Origin of the sequence: Corynebacterium sp. HMSC071B10, from assembly GCF_001814825.1 — a bacterium.
Lineage (GTDB): Bacteria > Actinomycetota > Actinomycetes > Mycobacteriales > Mycobacteriaceae > Corynebacterium.
Genome location: NZ_KV817937.1, coordinates 137,683 through 154,939, shown reverse-complemented (window position 1 = coordinate 154,939; position 17,257 = coordinate 137,683). Strand labels below are relative to the sequence as shown.

18 protein-coding genes are annotated in these 17,257 nt (G+C 66.8%); 6 read left to right on the top strand and 12 right to left on the bottom strand.

Translation table 11 applies throughout. The annotated features are described in order from the left end of the window. Positions 1 to 4 precede the first annotated feature (4 nt). Positions 5 to 1,309 carry a deoxyguanosinetriphosphate triphosphohydrolase gene (locus tag HMPREF2990_RS00790; protein ID WP_070762218.1) on the bottom strand — a complete coding sequence of 435 codons (1,305 nt, stop codon included), beginning with the start codon at positions 1,307 to 1,309 and terminating at the stop codon, positions 5 to 7. Between HMPREF2990_RS00790 and HMPREF2990_RS00785 the strand changes: the two genes are divergently transcribed. Both HMPREF2990_RS00785 and HMPREF2990_RS12815 read left to right on the top strand, forming a co-directional pair. Next, on the top strand, positions 1,308 to 3,281 hold the full coding sequence (locus HMPREF2990_RS00785) for a TPM domain-containing protein (protein ID WP_070762217.1): 1,974 nt from the start codon (positions 1,308 to 1,310) through the stop codon (positions 3,279 to 3,281). The genes HMPREF2990_RS00790 and HMPREF2990_RS00785 overlap by 2 nt on opposite strands. 84 nt (positions 3,282 to 3,365) lie before the next feature. Then, positions 3,366 to 3,530, top strand: coding sequence for a hypothetical protein (locus HMPREF2990_RS12815; RefSeq protein WP_168167093.1), 165 nt, complete (start codon positions 3,366 to 3,368; stop codon positions 3,528 to 3,530). Here HMPREF2990_RS12815 and HMPREF2990_RS00780 read toward each other — a convergent pair. Genes HMPREF2990_RS00780 through HMPREF2990_RS00770 form a run of 3 tightly spaced genes read right to left on the bottom strand, consistent with a single transcriptional unit; the run spans position 3,527 to position 5,828 of the window. After that, the gene (locus HMPREF2990_RS00780) at positions 3,527 to 3,943 is read right to left on the bottom strand and encodes a hypothetical protein (RefSeq protein WP_070762216.1); all 417 of its coding nucleotides are present in this window, start codon (positions 3,941 to 3,943) and stop codon (positions 3,527 to 3,529) included. The genes HMPREF2990_RS12815 and HMPREF2990_RS00780 overlap by 4 nt on opposite strands. Further along, the gene (locus tag HMPREF2990_RS00775; protein ID WP_070762215.1) at positions 3,940 to 4,446 is read right to left on the bottom strand and encodes a hypothetical protein; all 507 of its coding nucleotides are present in this window, start codon (positions 4,444 to 4,446) and stop codon (positions 3,940 to 3,942) included. The genes HMPREF2990_RS00780 and HMPREF2990_RS00775 overlap by 4 nt, the downstream gene beginning before the upstream one ends. Then, positions 4,446 to 5,828 (bottom strand): glycine--tRNA ligase, encoded by a 1,383-nt coding sequence (locus HMPREF2990_RS00770; protein WP_070762214.1) that lies wholly within the window; start codon positions 5,826 to 5,828, stop codon positions 4,446 to 4,448. The genes HMPREF2990_RS00775 and HMPREF2990_RS00770 overlap by 1 nt, the downstream gene beginning before the upstream one ends. 250 nt (positions 5,829 to 6,078) lie before the next feature. Here HMPREF2990_RS00770 and HMPREF2990_RS00765 point away from each other — a divergent pair, with 250 nt between their 5' ends. Then, positions 6,079 to 6,681: an ArsR/SmtB family transcription factor gene (locus tag HMPREF2990_RS00765; protein WP_070762213.1), complete on the top strand. Its 603-nt coding sequence runs from the start codon at positions 6,079 to 6,081 to the stop codon at positions 6,679 to 6,681. Then, a complete protein-coding gene (locus HMPREF2990_RS00760; protein WP_246817378.1) occupies positions 6,653 to 7,039 on the top strand; it encodes a Fur family transcriptional regulator in 387 nt (128 codons plus the stop codon). Before HMPREF2990_RS00765 ends, HMPREF2990_RS00760 begins: the two co-directional genes overlap by 29 nt. A 2-nt stretch (positions 7,040 to 7,041) precedes the next feature. Here the strand turns inward: HMPREF2990_RS00760 and HMPREF2990_RS00755 are convergent, their stop codons facing one another. The 5 genes from HMPREF2990_RS00755 to HMPREF2990_RS00735 all read right to left on the bottom strand — a co-directional run bounded on the left by HMPREF2990_RS00755 (position 7,042) and on the right by HMPREF2990_RS00735 (position 12,521). After that, on the bottom strand, positions 7,042 to 7,788 hold the full coding sequence (locus tag HMPREF2990_RS00755; RefSeq protein ID WP_070762211.1) for an isoprenyl transferase: 747 nt from the start codon (positions 7,786 to 7,788) through the stop codon (positions 7,042 to 7,044). A gap of 7 nt (positions 7,789 to 7,795) precedes the next feature. Beyond that, complete coding sequence (gene recO, locus HMPREF2990_RS00750) at positions 7,796 to 8,500, bottom strand: DNA repair protein RecO (protein ID WP_246817377.1); 705 nt, start codon at positions 8,498 to 8,500, stop codon at positions 7,796 to 7,798. 46 nt (positions 8,501 to 8,546) lie between these two features. Further along, positions 8,547 to 9,521 (bottom strand): GTPase Era, encoded by a 975-nt coding sequence (era, locus tag HMPREF2990_RS00745; RefSeq protein WP_083316899.1) that lies wholly within the window; start codon positions 9,519 to 9,521, stop codon positions 8,547 to 8,549. A gap of 42 nt (positions 9,522 to 9,563) precedes the next feature. Continuing rightward, positions 9,564 to 10,703, bottom strand: a complete 1,140-nt coding sequence (locus tag HMPREF2990_RS00740; protein ID WP_070762209.1) for an HNH endonuclease — start codon at positions 10,701 to 10,703, stop codon at positions 9,564 to 9,566. 87 nt (positions 10,704 to 10,790) lie between these two features. Continuing rightward, a complete protein-coding gene (locus HMPREF2990_RS00735; RefSeq protein WP_083316898.1) occupies positions 10,791 to 12,521 on the bottom strand; it encodes an ABC-ATPase domain-containing protein in 1,731 nt (576 codons plus the stop codon). 140 nt (positions 12,522 to 12,661) lie between these two features. On the opposite strand from HMPREF2990_RS00735, the gene HMPREF2990_RS00730 reads away from it, so the two are divergent. Both HMPREF2990_RS00730 and fmdA read left to right on the top strand, forming a co-directional pair. Further along, entirely contained in the window at positions 12,662 to 12,949 is a 288-nt protein-coding gene (locus tag HMPREF2990_RS00730) for an FmdB family zinc ribbon protein (protein WP_070762207.1), read from the top strand. Positions 12,950 to 12,957: 8 nt separating this feature from the next. Further along, entirely contained in the window at positions 12,958 to 14,211 is a 1,254-nt protein-coding gene (gene fmdA / locus HMPREF2990_RS00725; RefSeq protein ID WP_070762206.1) for a formamidase, read from the top strand. Here fmdA and pdxY (HMPREF2990_RS00720) read toward each other — a convergent pair. From pdxY (HMPREF2990_RS00720) to HMPREF2990_RS00710, 3 genes are read right to left on the bottom strand one after another with little or no spacing between them, the layout of a single operon-like run. Next, a complete protein-coding gene (pdxY, locus tag HMPREF2990_RS00720) occupies positions 14,208 to 15,026 on the bottom strand; it encodes a pyridoxal kinase (protein WP_070762205.1) in 819 nt (272 codons plus the stop codon). The genes fmdA and pdxY (HMPREF2990_RS00720) overlap by 4 nt on opposite strands. After that, positions 15,026 to 15,877, bottom strand: a complete 852-nt coding sequence (gene pdxY / locus HMPREF2990_RS00715; protein WP_070762204.1) for a pyridoxal kinase PdxY — start codon at positions 15,875 to 15,877, stop codon at positions 15,026 to 15,028. The genes pdxY (HMPREF2990_RS00720) and pdxY (HMPREF2990_RS00715) overlap by 1 nt, the downstream gene beginning before the upstream one ends. Positions 15,878 to 15,931: 54 nt before the next feature. After that, a complete protein-coding gene (locus HMPREF2990_RS00710) occupies positions 15,932 to 17,254 on the bottom strand; it encodes a hemolysin family protein (RefSeq protein WP_070762203.1) in 1,323 nt (440 codons plus the stop codon). Positions 17,255 to 17,257 lie beyond the last annotated feature (3 nt).

The following is a 17,257-nucleotide window of genomic DNA, read 5'->3' as shown; positions in this document are numbered from 1 at the left end:
GCCGCTAGAAGAACCCGTCGAACGCGGCGGCCTTCTTCGCCAGCCGCTCCAGGCGCGACTCCGTCATCGACGCGATCTGGTCCACAATCACCCGCTCGCGCTCCATATCGGTGTCCGCTGCCTCGAACCAGGTGCGGAAGATGGTGTCGAGCGTGCCCGGCGCGCCCGCGCGCAAGTACTCGTGGACACGGAAGATCCGCTCGCGCTGCCTGTCCTGCCGCGCCAGGTGCGCAGGCACGTCCATGACGTAGAGCACGGCGACCGTCTTGAGCAGGCGGACCTCGGCCTCCACATCCGGCGGGATCACCAGGTCCCCGTGCTGCCGGCCGAGCCCGGTGGAAAGCGCCTGGTTCGCCTCGTCTGCAAGCGTCGCCTGCGTGACCCCGCCGACGTAACGCCCCACCAACTGCGATGTCAGCGCCTTGAGCCCCGTCCAGGACTGCAGCGTGAAGTCGAAGTCGGCGGCCGCGGCGATCGCGGGCATAGAGCGCAGCCGGTCGGCGGCGTCGATGAGCGAGTCCGCCGTACCTCCGAACGCGGCCGCGCCCTTTTCCGCCAGCGCCGCCAGCTCCACGAAGTCCCACAGCACCTTAAGCGACACGCGCCCCGACACGATGCCATCTTCCACGTCGTGCACGGAATAGGCGATGTCGTCTGAGAAATCCATCACCTGCGCCTCCATCGGCGGGCGTTCATCGTTGTGCCCGACGCGCGCCCAGGCGAGCACGTCAGCGTCCTCGTCGTAGGCCGAGTACTTGCGGTTGACCGTGCCGTCGGCGTTGGTGCGGGTCCGCGGGTACTTCACGGCCGCGTCGAGGCTGGCGCGGGTGAGGTTGAGGCCGTATGACGTGGCGTCGACAAGCACTTTGGGCTCGAGGCGGGCGAGGATGCGCAGCGTTTGCGCGTTGCCTTCGAAGCCGCACGGGGCGCACGCGTTGAGCGCGTTTTCGCCGTTGTGGCCGTACGGCGGGTGGCCGATGTCGTGGGTCAGGCCGGCCATTTCGCACAGGTCGGGGTGCAGGCCGAGCCCGGCGCCGATGCCGCGGGCGATCTGCGCGACCTCGAGCGAGTGCGTCAGGCGCGTGCGCGGCGTGTCCCCGTCACGGGGGCCGACGACCTGCGTCTTGTCGGCGAGTCGGCGCAGCGCGGCGGAGTGCAGCACGCGCGCCCGGTCGCGCGCGAAGACGTCGCGGGTGTCGTGGCCGGGCGCAAGCTGCGCCTCCTTGACGGCCTCGGGCGCGCGGCGCGCCACGTCGTCGGAGTTGTAGGTGTACACGACACCCAGCGTAACGGTTACGCTGGTGGGCATGTATTCGCGCTACCTTCGTATCCTCGCCGCCGCCTCCCTCATCGCGGCACCTGTGCTTCTCGACGCCCCCGCGCACGCCCAAGCCCCCGCCGCCGCCGCAAGTGCGCCCGCCTTGCTCACCGCGCCCGTGACCGACGACGCCGGCGTGCTCACCGACGCCGAACGCGCCGAACTCGAGCAGGCCGTGAACAACGTGTCGAAGGAGAAGCACCTGTCGCTGCGGATCGTCTACGTGTCCTCGCTCGGCGGGATGACGGGGCAGCAGTGGGCGGAGCAGGCCGTTGCCGCGAACGGCGCGAACACGGGCGTGCTCGTGGTCTCGCCGTCGGAGCGCGGCTACGGCGTGTTCGCCGGCGACGAGTGGCAGCAAAGCGAGATCGACGCGATGAACGACGCCGCCTACGACAAGCTCGTCGACGAAGACTGGGCCGGCGCAGGCCTCGCCGCCGCCGATGCCGCAGTTTCCGGCGGCGACGGTTCGGGCGCCGGCTGGGCCGCAGGCGGCGTCGGCGTGCTCGCACTTGCCGGCGGCGGCGCGTGGGCGGCGAGCCGCCGCAACTCCAAGAAGCGCGGCGCAGCCCAGCTCGAGTCCGCGAAGCAACTCGCGCCGGGCGACACGGATTCGCTCGGCCGCCTGCCCACCGCGACGCTCGAGGAGCTGGCGCGCGAAAGCCTCGTCGCCGCCGACGAGTCCATCACACAGGGCAAGAGCGAGCTGAAGCTTGCCTCCGACGAATTCGGCGCCGACCGCGTCCGCCCGTTTACCGCCGCGATGAACCAGGCGACCTCGACGCTGCAGCGCGCCTTCCACACCCACCAGAAGCTCTACGACGCGATTCCCGAGACCGAGCCGGAAAAGCGCGCCATGCTCATCGACATCATCTCGTCCTGCGGCGAGGCCGAACAGGCCCTGCAGGCGAAGACCGAGGAGTTCAACCAGATGCGCGGCACGCTCATGCGCGCGGGCGAGGAGGTGGACAAGGTGCGCGCCCGCACGATCGACATCCGCGCCCGCCTCGAGCCCGCCGCCGCGCTTCTCACGGAGCTGCGCGAGCGCCACACCGAGGACATGCTGGCCTCGCTCGCCGACAACGTCGACGTCGCGCGCGAGTCGCTCGACGAGGCGGAGACGCAGCTCGAACAGGCCTCGCAACTCGCCGCGAAGCCCGCTGGCCAGCAGGGCTCGCTTATCGACGTCCTCGCGTCCGCCACCAACGCCATCGACGTCGCCGACCACAACCTCGCGGCCATCGAGCACGCCGAGGACCACCTCCGCAACGCGCAGACGAACCTGCCCGCCCTCATCCAGGAAATCCGCGACGAACTCGCCGAAATCGAGCAGGTCAAGGGATCCACGCAGCAGGGCGCGCGTATCGACGTCGGCGCCCTCGACCGAATCGCCGCCAACGCCCGCGACGCGCTGGACCGCGTCGGCAACCGCGCCGAAACCGACCCGCTTGCGCTCTATACCGAGCTGACCGAGCTGGACACGCACATCGACGCCGAACTCGACCGCGCCAAGGGCGCCGCCCACGACCAGTCCCGCGCGCTGCAGCTCTTCGACCAGCAGATGCGGGTGGCCACCAGCCAAATCCAGTCTGCCGAGGACCTCATCCGCTCCCGCGGCCGCATCATCGGCTCGCACGCGCGCTCGCTGCTCGCCGAGTCCCAGCGCCAGTACGCCGAGGCGCACCGGCGCCGCGTCGACGACACGCGCAACGCCATCGACTACGCCCGCGCCGCCACCGACACCGCCCGGCGCGCCCACCAGGCCGCCAAGGACGACGTGGACAACTACCGGGCCCAGCGCAACCGCCAGACCGCCAGCGACGTCGCCCGCGCCGCGATGTGGGCGGCGATCTTCTCCGGCGGCGGAGGCGGCGGCCACCGCGGCGGCGGCGGAGGATTCGGCGGAGGCGGCGGATTTTCCGGCGGCGGTGGCGGCAACGTCAGCCGCGGCGGCACGTTCTAGTTTCCTGCATGAAACGTTGCCGACGCCGCGAAATGGTCGTAATCTGAGAAAGTAAGACCGGACTAAGAGGAAGGAGTCAGTGCAATGCGCTCGTTACTGAGCCACAAGCTCACTGGCACCGAGATCAGCGAACTCGAGTCGCTCGCCCGCTGCTCCGCCTCCCCCACCATCCGCGACCTGCTCCGAGAGATCGCCCGCGCTGCCCGCCAAGGCGAAGACGTCGTCGCCGCAGACCCGCGCGGCAACTAGTAGTAGGTCCGGCGCACGGCCGCATCCACGTAGGTCAGCGACCACGTGATGAACACCAAGTCCAGCGTGAGGGCCGAGTGCAGTTCCACCTCGAGCGAGCCATCTGCTTTCGGCGTGGTCACCGCGCACAGCTCGCCTGCCGCGTCGCGTATTTCCCTGCGCCCGCGCATGCCGACCCGGGTCAACGTGTAGTCGCGGTCCCCGCAGTGCGCGGTGTAGCGCGACACCGTCAGCGACCGCTTCCGCACCGCGAACTCCTCGCCGTCGGCGCTCTCGGCGCGCAGGTGCGCCGGGTTCATGCTGCGAAAGCGCAGCGTGTGGCAGCCGAAGCGCAGGACATCGCGGTCGCCGTCTACATCAACGTCCGCGACCGCGTCCTGCCCCCGGTACAGCGTATGCTCGCGCCAGATCACAGCACGAAAACCATGACGGCGACGAGCGAGAACAGCAGCAGCGTCGCGATCAGCACGTTGGAGGAGACGAGTTTGCGTGCTTCGAGGATTTCTCGGGAGATCCAGGCCAGCGACGCGACGTCGACAAGCGGCAGGCTCGTCTCGCCCTCGAACTCCAAGATGGCCTTGCGCACGCCGTTGTGATCGGACGTGAACTGCGCGACCTTGGTGCCGTTGGCGTCGTCGACGATCCAGTTTTGTGACGTCTCGCCCACAAACTCGTAGCGACGTCCCTCAACCTCGACGGCAATCTGGCGCGAGCGCTTCAGCGAGTCGTGCGCGCGCACAATCTCCACGCCATCGCGCGTGGCCACCGCGCCGGACTCCGGCGACACGACCAGGTCCCACTGCTCGCCGCCGACGTTCGCCCGCTCGTGCGTGAACACGCCGAGAACCTCGGGGCCTGCCTCGGCGAGCAGCTTCAAGTTGTCGCGGTCGGTGCGATCCCAGCTGACGTAATGCATTAGCAGCCGATCAGGCGGGCGGCCAGGTACGCCTCGAGCTCGTCGATCTTCACGCGCTCCTGCTCCATCGTGTCGCGCTCGCGCACGGTGACGGCGCCGTCCTCGAGCGAGTCGAAGTCGTAGGTGACGCAGAACGGGGTACCGGTCTCGTCCTGGCGGCGGTAGCGGCGGCCGATCGCGCCGGAGGTGTCGAAGTCGACGTTCCAGTGCTGACGCAGCTTGGTCGCGAGCTCCTGGGCGGGCTCGGCGAGCTCCGACTTCTTCGACAGCGGCAGGACGGCGACCTTCACCGGCGCGAGGCGGCGGTCCAGCTTCAGTACGACGCGGGTGTCGGTGCCGCCCTTCGCGTTCGGGGCCTCTTCCTCGTGGTAGGCGTCGATGAGGAACGCCATCATCGCGCGGCCGAGACCGGCGGCGGGCTCGATGCAGTACGGGATCCAGCGCTCCTCGTTCTGCTGGTCGTAGTAGGACAGGTCCTCGCCGGAGGCCTCGGCGTGGGTCTTCAGGTCGTAGTCGGTGCGGTTAGCCACGCCCTCGAGCTCGCCCCACTTCGAGCCGGCGAACTCGTAGGCGTACTCGATGTCGACGGTGCGCTTGGAGTAGTGGGACAGCTTCTCCTGCGGGTGCTCGTAGAGGCGCAGGTTATCCGGGTTGATGCCGAGGTCGACGTACCAGTCGTAGCGGTTGTCGATCCAGTACTGGTGCCACTTCTCGTCCTCGCCCGGCTTGACGAAGAACTCCATCTCCATCTGCTCAAACTCGCGGGTGCGGAAGATGAAGTTGCCCGGGGTGATCTCGTTGCGGAAGGACTTACCAATGTTGGCAATGCCGAACGGCGGCTTCAGGCGCGCCGACGTCATCACGTTCTTGAAGTTGACGAAGATACCCTGCGCCGTCTCCGGGCGCATGTAGTGCAGGCCTTCCTTGTCGTCGACGGGGCCGAGGTAGGTCTTCATCAGGCCGGAAAATTCCTTCGGCTCGGTCCAGTTGCCCGGCTGGCCGGTCTCGGGGTCGTTGATGTCGGCGAGTCCGTTGGCCGGCGGGTGGCCGTGCTTCTCCTCGTAGGCCTCGAGCAGGTGGTCGGCGCGGTAACGCTTGTTGGTGTGCAGCGACTCGACGAGCGGGTCGGTGAACACCTCGACGTGGCCGGAGGCCTCCCACACCTGGCGCGGCAGGATGATCGACGTGTCGACGCCGACCGTGTCGGGGCGGGAGGTGACCATGTGGCGCCACCACTGGCGCTTGATGTTCTCCTTCAGCTCCACGCCGAGCGGGCCGTAGTCCCAGGCAGAGCGGGTGCCGCCGTAGATCTCACCGGCGGGAAACACCAGTCCGCGGCGTTTGCAAAGGTTGACGACGGTATCGATCTTGCTGGCTGCCATGCCTAGCCTCCTGTACTCGGGTTACACGTAACGCTGACAGTCTAGCCTGTCAGCGCCTTCGCTTATCGACGCCCCACGCACCACCTCCCGCCCGCTCACCCAGCACAATCCCGAATCTTTGTATACACTGAGAAAACCATGAGCGATGTCGCGTGACCGTGCACTTCCGGCAACTTCGGCCTGAATCTCGGCACGGATGCCGACTGAAGTTCACCGTGCCCATTCGCAGTCGAAGAGAAAGGCCCGGGCCATGTACTCGCCCGACCACCCCGCCCCCGACCTTGACCTGACCGCCGATCTCATCAGCGCCCTCGATTCCCGAACGCGCATCGAAATCCTGCTCCTGCTCGCGGAACGCAACCACGTCGTCCGCGAGATCGTGGAAAAGCTCGGCAAATCGCAGCCATCGATCTCCCAACACCTGCAGGTACTCAAAAGCCTCCACCTCGTGACCGCAGTGCGCCGCGGCCGCGAGATCATCTACTCCCTGCCCCGGATGGAGATCATCGACGTCATCTACGCCCTTGGCAAAGTCGCCGAAGACACCCTGCCCACGCCGCCTGGCAAGAGCAAGCGGGCGAAGAAAGCACGGAAGACGAAGAATGCGCAGCCAGCCCCGAAACTGCAGCAGCCGCGCAAACTCGAGCCGCCGCGGCTAACGTACATCAGCTCCGCCATTCCCATCGAGGAGTATGGGAAGCTCCACAGCCGAGATAAATACCATGAATCCCGCGCCCTAGACAGTAGGGCTACGGTAGACAGGTATGGCACAGCAGCGACGTACCAGCACCCCGAAGGAACCGATCCCCAAGCTCGGCCCGCGGATGACGCGCCAGCGGACGGCAATTGTTGAGACGCTGCGCGACGTCGATAAGTTCGCCACCGCGAAAGACATCCACCAGGAACTCCACGCCCGCGGCGAAAAGGTGGGGCTGACCACCGTCTACCGCACCTTGCAGTCGCTGGCGGAGATCGACGCCGTCGACGTTCTGCAGAACTCCGAGGGTGAAACGCTCTACCGGCACTGCCTCACCGAGCACCATCACCACCACCTGGTCTGCACCAAGTGCGGGCGCAGCGAGGAAATCGACGGCGGGCCCATCGAGTCGTGGGCGAAAGACACCGCGGACGCGTTTGGCTACGAGCTCGTCGCCCACGACGCCGAGATCTACGGCGTCTGCGCGCCGTGCACGGGGAAGGGCGGCGAGTAGCGCTACTTGTCGGCGAACTTGTCCACCGCACCGCCGAAGCGGCGATCGCGCTTCGCGTACTCGTAGACCGCGTCGAACAGGTCGTCCTTGGTGAAATCCGGGAAGAGTTTGTCCTGGTAGACCATCTCTGCATACGCCGACTGCCAAAGCAGGAAGTTCGACGTGCGCTTCTCCCCGCTCGGGCGCAGGAACAGGTCCACGTCCGGCATGTCGGGGCGGTAGAGGTACTGGGCGAACGACTTCTCGGTGATGTCCTGCGGGCGGATCTTCCCGTCGCGGGCGTCGGCGGCGAGTGTGCGCACCCCGTCGATGATCTCGGCGCGGCCCCCGTAGTTGATACACATGGCCAGGGTCAGGCCGGTGTTGTCCTGCGTGAGCTCTTCTGCGGCCTCGAGTTCGCGCAGCACCGAGCGCCACAGCCGCGGCCTGCGTCCCGCCCACACGATGCGGACGTTCTTCTCGTGCAGCTCGTCGCGCTGGCGGTGCAGCACGTCGCGGGAGAAGCCCAGGATGAAGCGGACCTCGGAGGCCGCGCGCCGCCAGTTTTCGGTGGAAAACGCGTACGCCGACAGCCACTCGACCGTGCCCATCTCGATGCACGCATCCACGCAGTCCATCAGCACCGCCTCGCCCTGCTTGTGGCCTTCCGTGCGCTTAAGCCCGCGCTGCTGCGCCCAACGGCCGTTGCCGTCCATGACGAGCGCGATGTGGCGGGGGGTGAATTCAGGGTCGATCTGGCGCGAAGTCATTCCCCCATTATGCCTGTTCCATCATCCGCAAGCTCTTCAACCCGGCCTCCAGGTGGTACTGCAGGTGCGCGGTGGTGGCGCGGTGGACTTGGGCCAGCACCGTCGCGCTCGCACCTGCGTGCGGCGTGGCGGGCGCGTACGCGTAGCCGTTGGCGATGAGCCACATCGCGTGTAGCGTTTCCGGGTCCACCTCGAGCGAGCCGGGCGGGCGGCAGTTGGTACATACCGCCCCGCCTACCGCCGCGTGGAACGCGTGGTGCGGGCCGGGCCGCTCGCAGTTCGCGCAGTTGTAGAGAGAAAGCCCCCAGCCGGCGTGTTCGGTGGCGCGCAAGATGAACGCGTCGAGGACCTGCGTCGGGTCGTCGGCCGTTTGCAGTTGCGCGATCGCGTTTTTGACCAGGTCAAACAGTACGGCGTCGCCCTCTTCGTAGGTCAGCTTCTCCGCCGTTTCTAGCACCGCGCAGGCCGCCGCGTAGCGCTCGAAGTCTTCGATGATGTGCGCGCCGTGGTACGCGACGGTGTCGGCGGCGGTGATCGTGGACAGGCCGCGGCCTGGGTAAACCTGCACGTCGAGGTCGACGAAAGGTTGCAGCCGCGAACCGAACCTGGACCGCGATTTCCGCACGCCCTTGGCGACGCCGCGGACCAGCCCGTGCGTGCGCGTGAGCAGCACAATAACGCGGTCGGCCTCGCCGAAATCGTAGGTTCGCACCACGAACGCCCGGTCGCGCCACGACGGGCGCGAGCCCCCTCGACGCCTAGAAGCCAAGACGACCCAACGCCTTCGGGTCCTGCTGCCAGTTCTTCAGCACCTTGATCCGCAGATCCAAGTACACGTTGCGGCCAACGAGCTCAATGATCTGCTTGCGTGCGCGGTGGGTAATGCCCGACAGGCGGCGGCCGCCGGGGCCTTCGAGGATGCGCTGTTGGCCAGGCCGTTCGAGGTAGATCACCGCGTAGATCATGGTCCGGTCCGGGTTGTCTGGGTCGGGCACCATCTCATCGACTTGGACGGCGACCGAGTGCGGCAACTCGTCGCGAAGCCCCTGCAGCGCCTCCTCGCGGATCAGCTCCGCGATGCGCGCCTCGATCCCCTCGTCGGTGACGTCGCCGACGGGGTAGAACCGCGGGCCCTCAGGCAGCTGGCTAACTAACACGTCGAGCAGCACCTCCGTTTGCACGCCGCCGGTTGCAGACACGGGCACAACCTCGCTGTCGGGGCCGAGCAGCTCGTGCAGCTCGAGCAAGCGCTCGCCGACGGTGTCGCGCGACGCCTTGTCCAGCTTGGTCACAATGCCCACCACTGGCGTCTTCGGCTTGATACGGCGGATCTGGTCGAGGATGTAGCGGTCGCCGGGGCCGATTTTCTCGTCGGCGGGGACGGTGAAGCCGATGACGTCGACGTCGGCAAACGTGTCTTTCACCACGTCATTGAGCCGCTCGCCGAGCAGGGTGCGGGGACGGTGCATGCCCGGCGTGTCGACGAGGATGACCTGCGCGTCGTCCCGGTTCACGATGCCGCGAATCGGCCGCCGCGTCGTCTCCGGCTGATCGGCCATGATCGCGACCTTCTCCCCCACCAGCGCGTTCGTCAGCGTTGACTTCCCCGTATTGGGGCGGCCGACGAAACTGACGAAGCCTGAGCGGAAGCCCTCCGGGGTGTTGGTAAACCCGGCGGCACCGGCGTTCGCGTCGTCGGGCAGGTCGGCTTCATCGGGGAAGAAAGTGCTCATAGACCGCAATCTTACCCGGCGCACCCCGCAAACCGTGTGACGCTAGTGCGCGCCTTCCGGTTGCACCGCGTGCAGGTGTCGGCCTTTCGTCCGTTTGCGCGCGGCGTCGGCTTCGCGGTACTCGGCAAGGTCGGCACGCCGCTCGCGCCGCTCGTCCTCCACGAAGCGGGCCTTGCCGGTCGCGTCCGAGACCCACGCGAGCTTGCCGTTAATCCGCTCCATGCGCCCGAAGCCCTTCTGTCCGTTGACGCCGTTGTGATACGGGCACAGCCAACAGAGGTTTTCCGGCTTGGTTTCGCCGCCGCGGACGTGCTCGGTGAGGTGGTGCGCTTCGCACTCCTCGGAAGGACAGTTGCAGCCGGGCCAGCAGCAGGTTTGCGATTCCGCGTCGCAGGCGCGGCGCTGCTTGTAGGTGGCGATCCGCCCGTCGTAGGTGTTGATCGGGCCGAGTGTAGGCCCGGTCAGCGTGATCAGACACTGTTCGCGCAGCTCTCGCTCGACGATTTCGGCACCGGTGAGAATGGTGCCGTCGGTAAGCTCGACGAGCACATCGTCGCCCTCGCCGTGGATGACGCGGACGATGTCGTGCACACTGAGCACGGCGTGCGTGGTGATATCGCTTTGCACGATAGGCCGGTGCGTTCGCATCCACTCGACCGGATCAAGCGGACGGCCGTCCTCGTCTTTCGCGTTTTTCAGCGTGGTCACGAGCGGCTGGACGTCTTTCGACGGCCCGGTAATCGACATGGTGATTTTGTCGCCGACGCGGCGCGTGCGCAGGCCGTCGACAAGCGGCTTCTTCGGCTGGTACTTGCCCTTGATGCGGCGCGCGGCCCGTCGCACAGTCTGCGTATCCCCAGCTATCTGGCACAGTTCCTCCCGGAATCGCCAGCGCGCGTTCGCATCTTTTATGTTGCGCGAGGCCTGCTTCACGACGGCCAACGTCTCCACACAGAAACGCAACCGCCGCGCCGACTCCCGACATCGTTTTTGATATCTCGAGTGGGACACCGGACCGTAAAAGAGTTCGGCGAGTTCTATGAGGTCGGTCGCGTAGTCGTCGGGGATATCAAGGGCAATGAGGTCGTCGTAGGTCTTTCCCTCCTCCGCAACCCAGGCGACGAGCGCCATGCCGTCGTTACGGAGCGAGAAGTAATTTGCGATTGCTTCGTTAGTAAACATGCGAACAACGCTAACGCATATCGTTCGTTTCGTCAACAGTTTGTGAGAAATTGCCTTTTACGCAGCACACGGCGTATTCTAGCCGCCTTATTCGACGCGCAGGTTTCGGAAGCGATTGACCGCAGCGAGTATCTCGAAACGGCGCGGCAATGCGAGGTGCCCCGGGTGCACGCGTCCCGGCGCGAGCATCTCGAGGCCCGCGGCGAGCTCTTTACACAGAACGTCGGCGACGTCGGCAAGCAATGCCCCGCCGTCGGCCAAGGTATCGATCCGCTGGAGCGCGAGCGCGATCGCAGCCACCTGCGGAGCCCCGGCGAGTTGCGAGAGACCCCGCAGGTCAATAGCACTTTTCCCAACGGTGATCGTCTCCACCCCGCGCGCCTTCGGCGGTTTCGGGCCGTGCTTAAACTGCGGTCCGATCAGGCGGCGCACATCGGGGCCGAACATCTCCGCAGACACCGGCAACTGCGCTGGTGCGTGGCCCCGGCCAATCTCGTGCGCGCGGACGGTCACATTGGCGGGCGTGTACGCATGCATGACGATGACCGTATCCGCAAGCCCCAAAAACGTACCGGAACCACCGGCGACGAGCACCGTCGACACGCCGCGCCGAACGTAAAGCCCCCGCACGCGAGCGCTCAGCGGCGTAATCGGCTCCCGATTATCCGCGATGAGCTGGCCCATCACGGAGTCTCTGAGCATGAAGTTGGTGGCGGAGGTGTCTTCGTCGATAAGCAAGGCGGTTGCGCCAGCTTGCAGTGCCTCGACGACGTTCGCCGCCTGCGAGGTCGAGCCCGAGGCGTTTGTGGTGGAAAAACGGGTGGTATCCGCGCCGTTCGGCAGGTTGGTGATGAACGGGGAGATATCCTGCGCCGTCACCGGCCTGCCGTCTTCGGCGCGGACGGCGGTGGCGTCGGCGCGGGTGAGGGCGAACTCGCGGCCGTCGCCAAGCGTGTGCGCATAGACGCCGCGCTCGAGCGCGCGTAGCAGCGTCGATTTGCCATGGTAGCCGCCACCGACGATCACCGTAACCCCCTCCGGCACGCCCATACCTTTCACGCGCCGGCCGCTGGGCAGGTCGAACTTCTCGCGCAGACTCCGCGGGCTGCGGAACGGCACTCCGTCCGGCAGCGGAAGGTCGCTCGCCCCGGAACGCCGCGCAAGCATCGCCCCATCAGCCACAAACGCCACAAGGCTGCGCTTCGGCAACTCGGCACGCAACGCCTCCTGGTCGCGCAACAGCCACACGGCACGCTCGAGCGCGGCGCGTTCAGTGCGCATCCCGGCGGCCACGGCGGCCGTCATATCGTCCACGAGCAGCGTCGCCGCCTGTCGACCCAACACCCTGCGACCGCGCGCGGGCAGACCCACAAGCAGGCGAAACTCGATGCGGTCGCGCGCGACCAGAACGTTTGTGCGCTCGATGACCTCCTGGCCAAGCTCGCCGATACTGATCGTGTTCGACTTCCCGCTACCCCCGCCCGCCCGATGCGTGCCGGCAAGGTGCGCGGCGACCGCGCGCGCCAGTGCGTCCGCAACCGCAACACGGTCGAGCCGCGAGTCCGTGAACTCCGGGGCCAGGTCGAGCTCCGCGCGCGGCACAATGACCCGCACCTTCGACGGGGCCGCAAAAGGATCCGCCTGCACGTGATCCACTGCGATCTGCCACTGCCCGTTTTCGCCGCGATACGTGCCGGCAAGCTGCTTATACGCGCCGTATCCCGCGCCGTCGATCTCCCTGCACCGCGCGGCCAACTGCGCCCACGTGCCGCCGGTTCTCCGCTGCGCCCTTCGTCGTTTCCTTCGCTGTTGTGCCATACCGCCACCGTAACGGCCAGGACCTGCAGCGCACCTCGTGGGCACCCCCAGGAGAGGGCGTTCACGCAGGACAGTTTGTGCCACTTGCGTTACACTGGCACCACTTCTGTGACTCATATAACGACACGAAAGCGAGCGACATGCCGTTCTACGAATTCCGCTGCCATACCGGCCACACCACGGAGCGGCTCCTGCCGATGTCCTCGGACACTCGCACCACCGAGTGCCAGACCTGCGGCGACGAGGCGACCCGGGTGATCAGCGCGCCTGCGGTGGCGGGCGTCGACAAGCGGAAAGCCCGCCTCGTCGAAGCGACACAGAAGAGTGCGTACGAACCCGCAGTGGTCAACTCGGTACCGCGTTCAGGTAACCGCCGCGCCACCCCGGTTTCGCACAACCCACAACACGCAAAACTGCCCAAACCCTAGGAGGAACCATGCCCCAGAATCTCTTCCCACTCGATTCAACGAAGACGTTCCCCGAACAGGAGCACGTCGGCCACAACCGCTGGCACCCCGACATCCCGCCCGTTACCACAGTGCAGCCCGGCGACACTTTCCGCATCGACTGCCGCGAGTGGTTCGACGGCGACATCCACAACGACGACAGCGCCGACGACATCCGCGACGCACCGCTGAACAAGGTCCATGCGCTATCCGGCCCGTTCCGCATCGAGGGTGCGAAGCCGGGCGACCTGCTCATCGTCGACATTCTCGACGTTGGGCCGATCCCCCAAGAAGAAGGCCCGCTCGCTGGTCAAGGCTGGGGCTACACCGGCATCTTCGCCAAGAAGAATGGCGGCAGCTTCCTCACCGACCAATTCCCCGACGCCTACAAGGCCGTCTGGGACTTCAAGGGCCAGACAGCCACTTCCCGCCACATCCCAGGCGTGAGCTTCACTGGCATTATCCACCCCGGCCTCATGGGCACCGCGCCCTCCCACGAGCTGCTGAACACCTGGAACCAGCGCGAAGCGGCGCTGATCGCCACCGACCCGGAACGCGTCCCACCGCTCGCGCTGCCGCCTGAGCCAGAACAGGCCATCCTCGGCTCGCTGACCGGTGCCGACTTCGACCGTGTCGCCGGCGAAGGTGCCCGCACCGCCCCACCGCGCGAAAACGGCGGTAACCAGGACATCAAGAACCTGTCCAAGGGAACGCGCGTCTTCTACCCGGTCTTCGTCGACGGCGCGAACTTCTCCGTCGGCGACCTGCACTTCTCCCAGGGCGACGGCGAGATCACCTTCTGCGGCGGCATCGAGATGGGCGGCTTCATCGACGTCCACGTCGACATCATCAAAGACGGCATGGCGAAGTACGGCGTGAGCGAAAACGCCATCTTCATGCCCGGCAACGTCGAGCCGCGCTACAGCCAGTGGCTCGCGTTCTCCGGCACCTCCGTCACCCTTGACGGCGAGCAGCGCTACCTCGACTCGCAGCTTGCCTACCAGCGCGCGTGTCTGCACGCCATCGACTACCTCACCACGTTTGGATGGTCGCCCGAGCAGGCCTACCTCCTGCTGGGTGCCGCGCCGATCGAGGGCCGCTTCTCTGGCGTCGTGGACATCCCGAATGCGTGCGCCACGGTGTACCTGCCGACGGAAATCTTCGACATCGACATCCGCCCCGGCGCCGGCGAACCGCCGCGCATCGATCCGGGCATCGGCGCGCCGCGCTCGTCGTTCGACTAGGCCGTCCGCGCGGGGTCGACGATGCAGTCCTGCAGCTCGACAAGCGGCAGCTCGTCGAGCCCGCGTTCGCGCACAGCGCGCACCATCGCCCCCATCGTTCCGGCGAGGTGGGCGAGGCGTTCGTGCTGCGGGGCGTCGATAAGCGCTGCGTACAGCGCGGTGGCCAGATCGCCCGCGCCGACGACGTTGCCGCCGAGCCGTGGGGCGTCGATGCGACGCACGCTTGCCGACGCCACGTCGACCATCCCGATCGTCGCCGGATCCCCCGTCTCCACCGATGTAATCAAGGCGTTGCCGCACAGCGACCGCGCCGCGTCAGCGAGCGCTTCGGTGTAGGCGGTATCAGCCGGGTCGAGGCGCTGGCCGGTGAGGAGTTCGAGTTCCCATTGGTTGGGCGTGATGGCGTCGGCAAGCGGGATGAGCGTGTCCGTGTAGACATCCGGGATGTCATCGCTGACAAACGAGCCGACCTCCGCGTTGCCGATCACCGGATCGCACACGTACCGCGCCTGCGGGTTCGCCTGCTTGATGGCCGCAACGGCGTCGTGGACCACCTCCGCCATTGCCGCGGTGCCCAGGTAGCCGCTGACAAACAGGTCGACCTGCGGAAACGCGAACTCCATGCCGCGCAAAATCTCGCGCACGGTGTCCGCGCCGAGCACCGGGCCGCGCCACGTGGGGTACTCGGTGTGATTGGAAAAGTTGACGGTGTGCACCGGCCACACCTCGTGACCCAGCCGCTGCATGGGGAACACGGCGGCCGAGTTGCCGACGTGTCCGTACGCCACCGCTGACTGCAGCGAGATGATGTTCACTACAGTTTTTCCACGCTGAACTGCAGTTGCGGGTCGGCGTAGTAGTCCTGCGCCTCGACCAGCTTCAGCTCCGGCGAGTCGGCCTCAAAGGTCATCCGCAGCATGTCGTAGACGGAGCTGGCGGTGCGTGCGAGCGCATCGGCTGCGTCCCCGCCGCGCAGGTAATGGCCAGTGAACAGGGCCGCGGTCACGTCGCCGGAGCCGTTGCGCTTGAACGGCAGGCGCGGGGTGCGCACGATCCAAGCACCGTTGTCGTCGACGGCGAGCATCTCGATGGTGTCCTCCGGCGCGTCGGGGCGCTCGACGGAGGTGACCAGCACGGTCGACGGCCCCATGTCGCGGGCAGCGTCGACGGCGGCAAGCGTGGAATCGAGGTCGGTCACGTCGCGCTCAGTGAGGTAGCCCAGCTCGAACTGGTTCGGCGTGATCAGATCCGCGACCGGCACGACCTTGTCGCGCAGCAGCGGCGGGATGTTGTCGGAGACGTGGCAGCCGGATTTCGCGTTGCCCATCACGGGGTCGCAGGCGTAGATCGCGTTCGGGTTCTTCGCCTTGACCTGCGCGACTGCGTCGATGATGACGTCGGCGATGTCGTCGCCGCCCTGGTAGCCGGACAGTACAGCGTCGACGCGCTCGAGTGCGCCGCGCTCATCCATGCCGGTAATGATCTCTGCGACGTCGGCCGCCGGGATCATCGGGCCCGTCCAGTGGCCGTAACCGGTGTGGTTGGAGAAGTTGACGGTGTAGACTGGCCACACCTCGTGGCCGATGCGCTGCAGCGGGAACACGGCGGCCGAGTTGCCAACGTGCCCGTAGGCGACGGCCGACTGGATAGAGAGAATGTTGCTCATGGCACCTATTGTGCACCCGCGCCGCACAACGCCCGCGTTAAGGGCGGACAAAGTCTAGGCTTCGGGGGCGAAGGGTTCGGCGGGTTGGGCGGGGACGTCGATAAGCACGGTGCGGGTCTTGATCCGGCCGCGGCGGTCGAAGCCGCCCTCGGCGGTGTAGCGCACGCCGTCGATGACGGTCGATGAGCCCGGCAACGGGACGCGGCCCAGCTGGTAGGACAAGAGGCCGGCGACGGTGTCGACGGAGTCGGTGAGCGCGTCGTCGAACTCCACCGTGTAGTCGAAGTGGTCCTCGAGGTAGTCGACAAGGTCGTCGAGCGGCAGGCGGGATTGCGCGCGGAAGCGGCGCTCGCCGACCTGCTCGATCGGGGCGTCCTCGTCCTCGTCGTATTCGTCGGTGATCTCGCCGACGATTTCCTCGAGCAGGTCCTCCATCGTGAGCAGGCCGGCGACGTTGCCGAACTCGTCGATGACGATCGCGATGTGCATGTTCTGCTGCTGCATCTGCCGCAGCAGCTCGTCCAGCGGCTTCGACTCCGGTACGAACAGCGGCTCGCGCATGAAATCGGTAAGCACCGTAGACGCGGCGACTGGCGCGCCGTTCGGGCCGAACATGTCCTTCAGGTAGGCCACGCCGACGATCTCGTCGACGCTCTCGCCGATCAGCGGCACGCGCGAATGCCCGGAACGCACCATCAGGCTGGTCGCCTGGCGTGCTGTCTTCTCGCCTTCGATCCAGATCATCTCCGGTCGCGGCACCATCACCTGGCGGGCGGGCGTCGACGCGAGGTCGAAAATGTTCTGGATCATCCGCCCCTCGGTCGTCTCCACCACGCCCTTCTCCTGCGCGATGTCGACGGCCTCGCGCAGCTCCACCTCGGTGGCGTACGGGCCGTCGCGGAAGTCCTCGCCGGGATGGAAGATGTTGCCCAGCTTGATCAGGCCGCGCGCGACCGGGCCGAGCACGGCGTGGAAAAGCACCAGCCACTGCGCCGCCTTCAACGAAATCGTGTACGGGTTGCGCTTACCCGCGGTGCGGGCGAAGACCCCGATGATGCTGAACTGCAGCAGCGCCACCGCGACGATGGCCGCCGTGATCGCCCACGCGTCCTGGTCGATCAGGTCCATCGCCGTCATCGCCGCGAACACGGCCGCGGTAATGTCCAGCACGGTGCGCAGCATGACCAGCATGTTGATGTGGTTCGCGCGCGAGTTGACCACGCGCGAAAGCGCGGCCGCGCCCGGCACCTCGTCCTTGACCATGTTTTCCACGCGGGCGCGTGACACCGGCGTGAGTGCGGATTCAACGGAGCCGAAAAGGCCGGACAGGAGCATCGCCACAACGGTGACGACGCCATACATGATGGTGTGGTGCATAAG

What these genes read in the sequence shown, in the direction of transcription:
- HMPREF2990_RS00785 (WP_070762217.1), top strand. Translation starts at nt 1,308, where the DNA reads ATGTATTCGCGCTACCTTCGTATCCTCGCCGCCGCCTCCCTCATCGCG.
- HMPREF2990_RS00790 (WP_070762218.1), bottom strand. Translation starts at nt 1,309, where the DNA reads ATGCCCACCAGCGTAACCGTTACGCTGGGTGTCGTGTACACCTACAAC.
- HMPREF2990_RS12815 (WP_168167093.1), top strand. Translation starts at nt 3,366, where the DNA reads ATGCGCTCGTTACTGAGCCACAAGCTCACTGGCACCGAGATCAGCGAA.
- HMPREF2990_RS00775 (WP_070762215.1), bottom strand. Translation starts at nt 4,446, where the DNA reads ATGCATTACGTCAGCTGGGATCGCACCGACCGCGACAACTTGAAGCTG.
- HMPREF2990_RS00770 (WP_070762214.1), bottom strand. Translation starts at nt 5,828, where the DNA reads ATGGCAGCCAGCAAGATCGATACCGTCGTCAACCTTTGCAAACGCCGC.
- HMPREF2990_RS00765 (WP_070762213.1), top strand. Translation starts at nt 6,079, where the DNA reads ATGTACTCGCCCGACCACCCCGCCCCCGACCTTGACCTGACCGCCGAT.
- HMPREF2990_RS00760 (WP_246817378.1), top strand. Translation starts at nt 6,653, where the DNA reads ATGACGCGCCAGCGGACGGCAATTGTTGAGACGCTGCGCGACGTCGAT.
- HMPREF2990_RS00755 (WP_070762211.1), bottom strand. Translation starts at nt 7,788, where the DNA reads ATGACTTCGCGCCAGATCGACCCTGAATTCACCCCCCGCCACATCGCG.
- era (WP_083316899.1), bottom strand. Translation starts at nt 9,521, where the DNA reads ATGAGCACTTTCTTCCCCGATGAAGCCGACCTGCCCGACGACGCGAAC.
- HMPREF2990_RS00740 (WP_070762209.1), bottom strand. Translation starts at nt 10,703, where the DNA reads ATGTTTACTAACGAAGCAATCGCAAATTACTTCTCGCTCCGTAACGAC.
- HMPREF2990_RS00735 (WP_083316898.1), bottom strand. Translation starts at nt 12,521, where the DNA reads ATGGCACAACAGCGAAGGAAACGACGAAGGGCGCAGCGGAGAACCGGC.
- HMPREF2990_RS00730 (WP_070762207.1), top strand. Translation starts at nt 12,662, where the DNA reads ATGCCGTTCTACGAATTCCGCTGCCATACCGGCCACACCACGGAGCGG.
- fmdA (WP_070762206.1), top strand. Translation starts at nt 12,958, where the DNA reads ATGCCCCAGAATCTCTTCCCACTCGATTCAACGAAGACGTTCCCCGAA.
- pdxY (WP_070762204.1), bottom strand. Translation starts at nt 15,877, where the DNA reads ATGAGCAACATTCTCTCTATCCAGTCGGCCGTCGCCTACGGGCACGTT.
- HMPREF2990_RS00710 (WP_070762203.1), bottom strand. Translation starts at nt 17,254, where the DNA reads ATGCACCACACCATCATGTATGGCGTCGTCACCGTTGTGGCGATGCTC.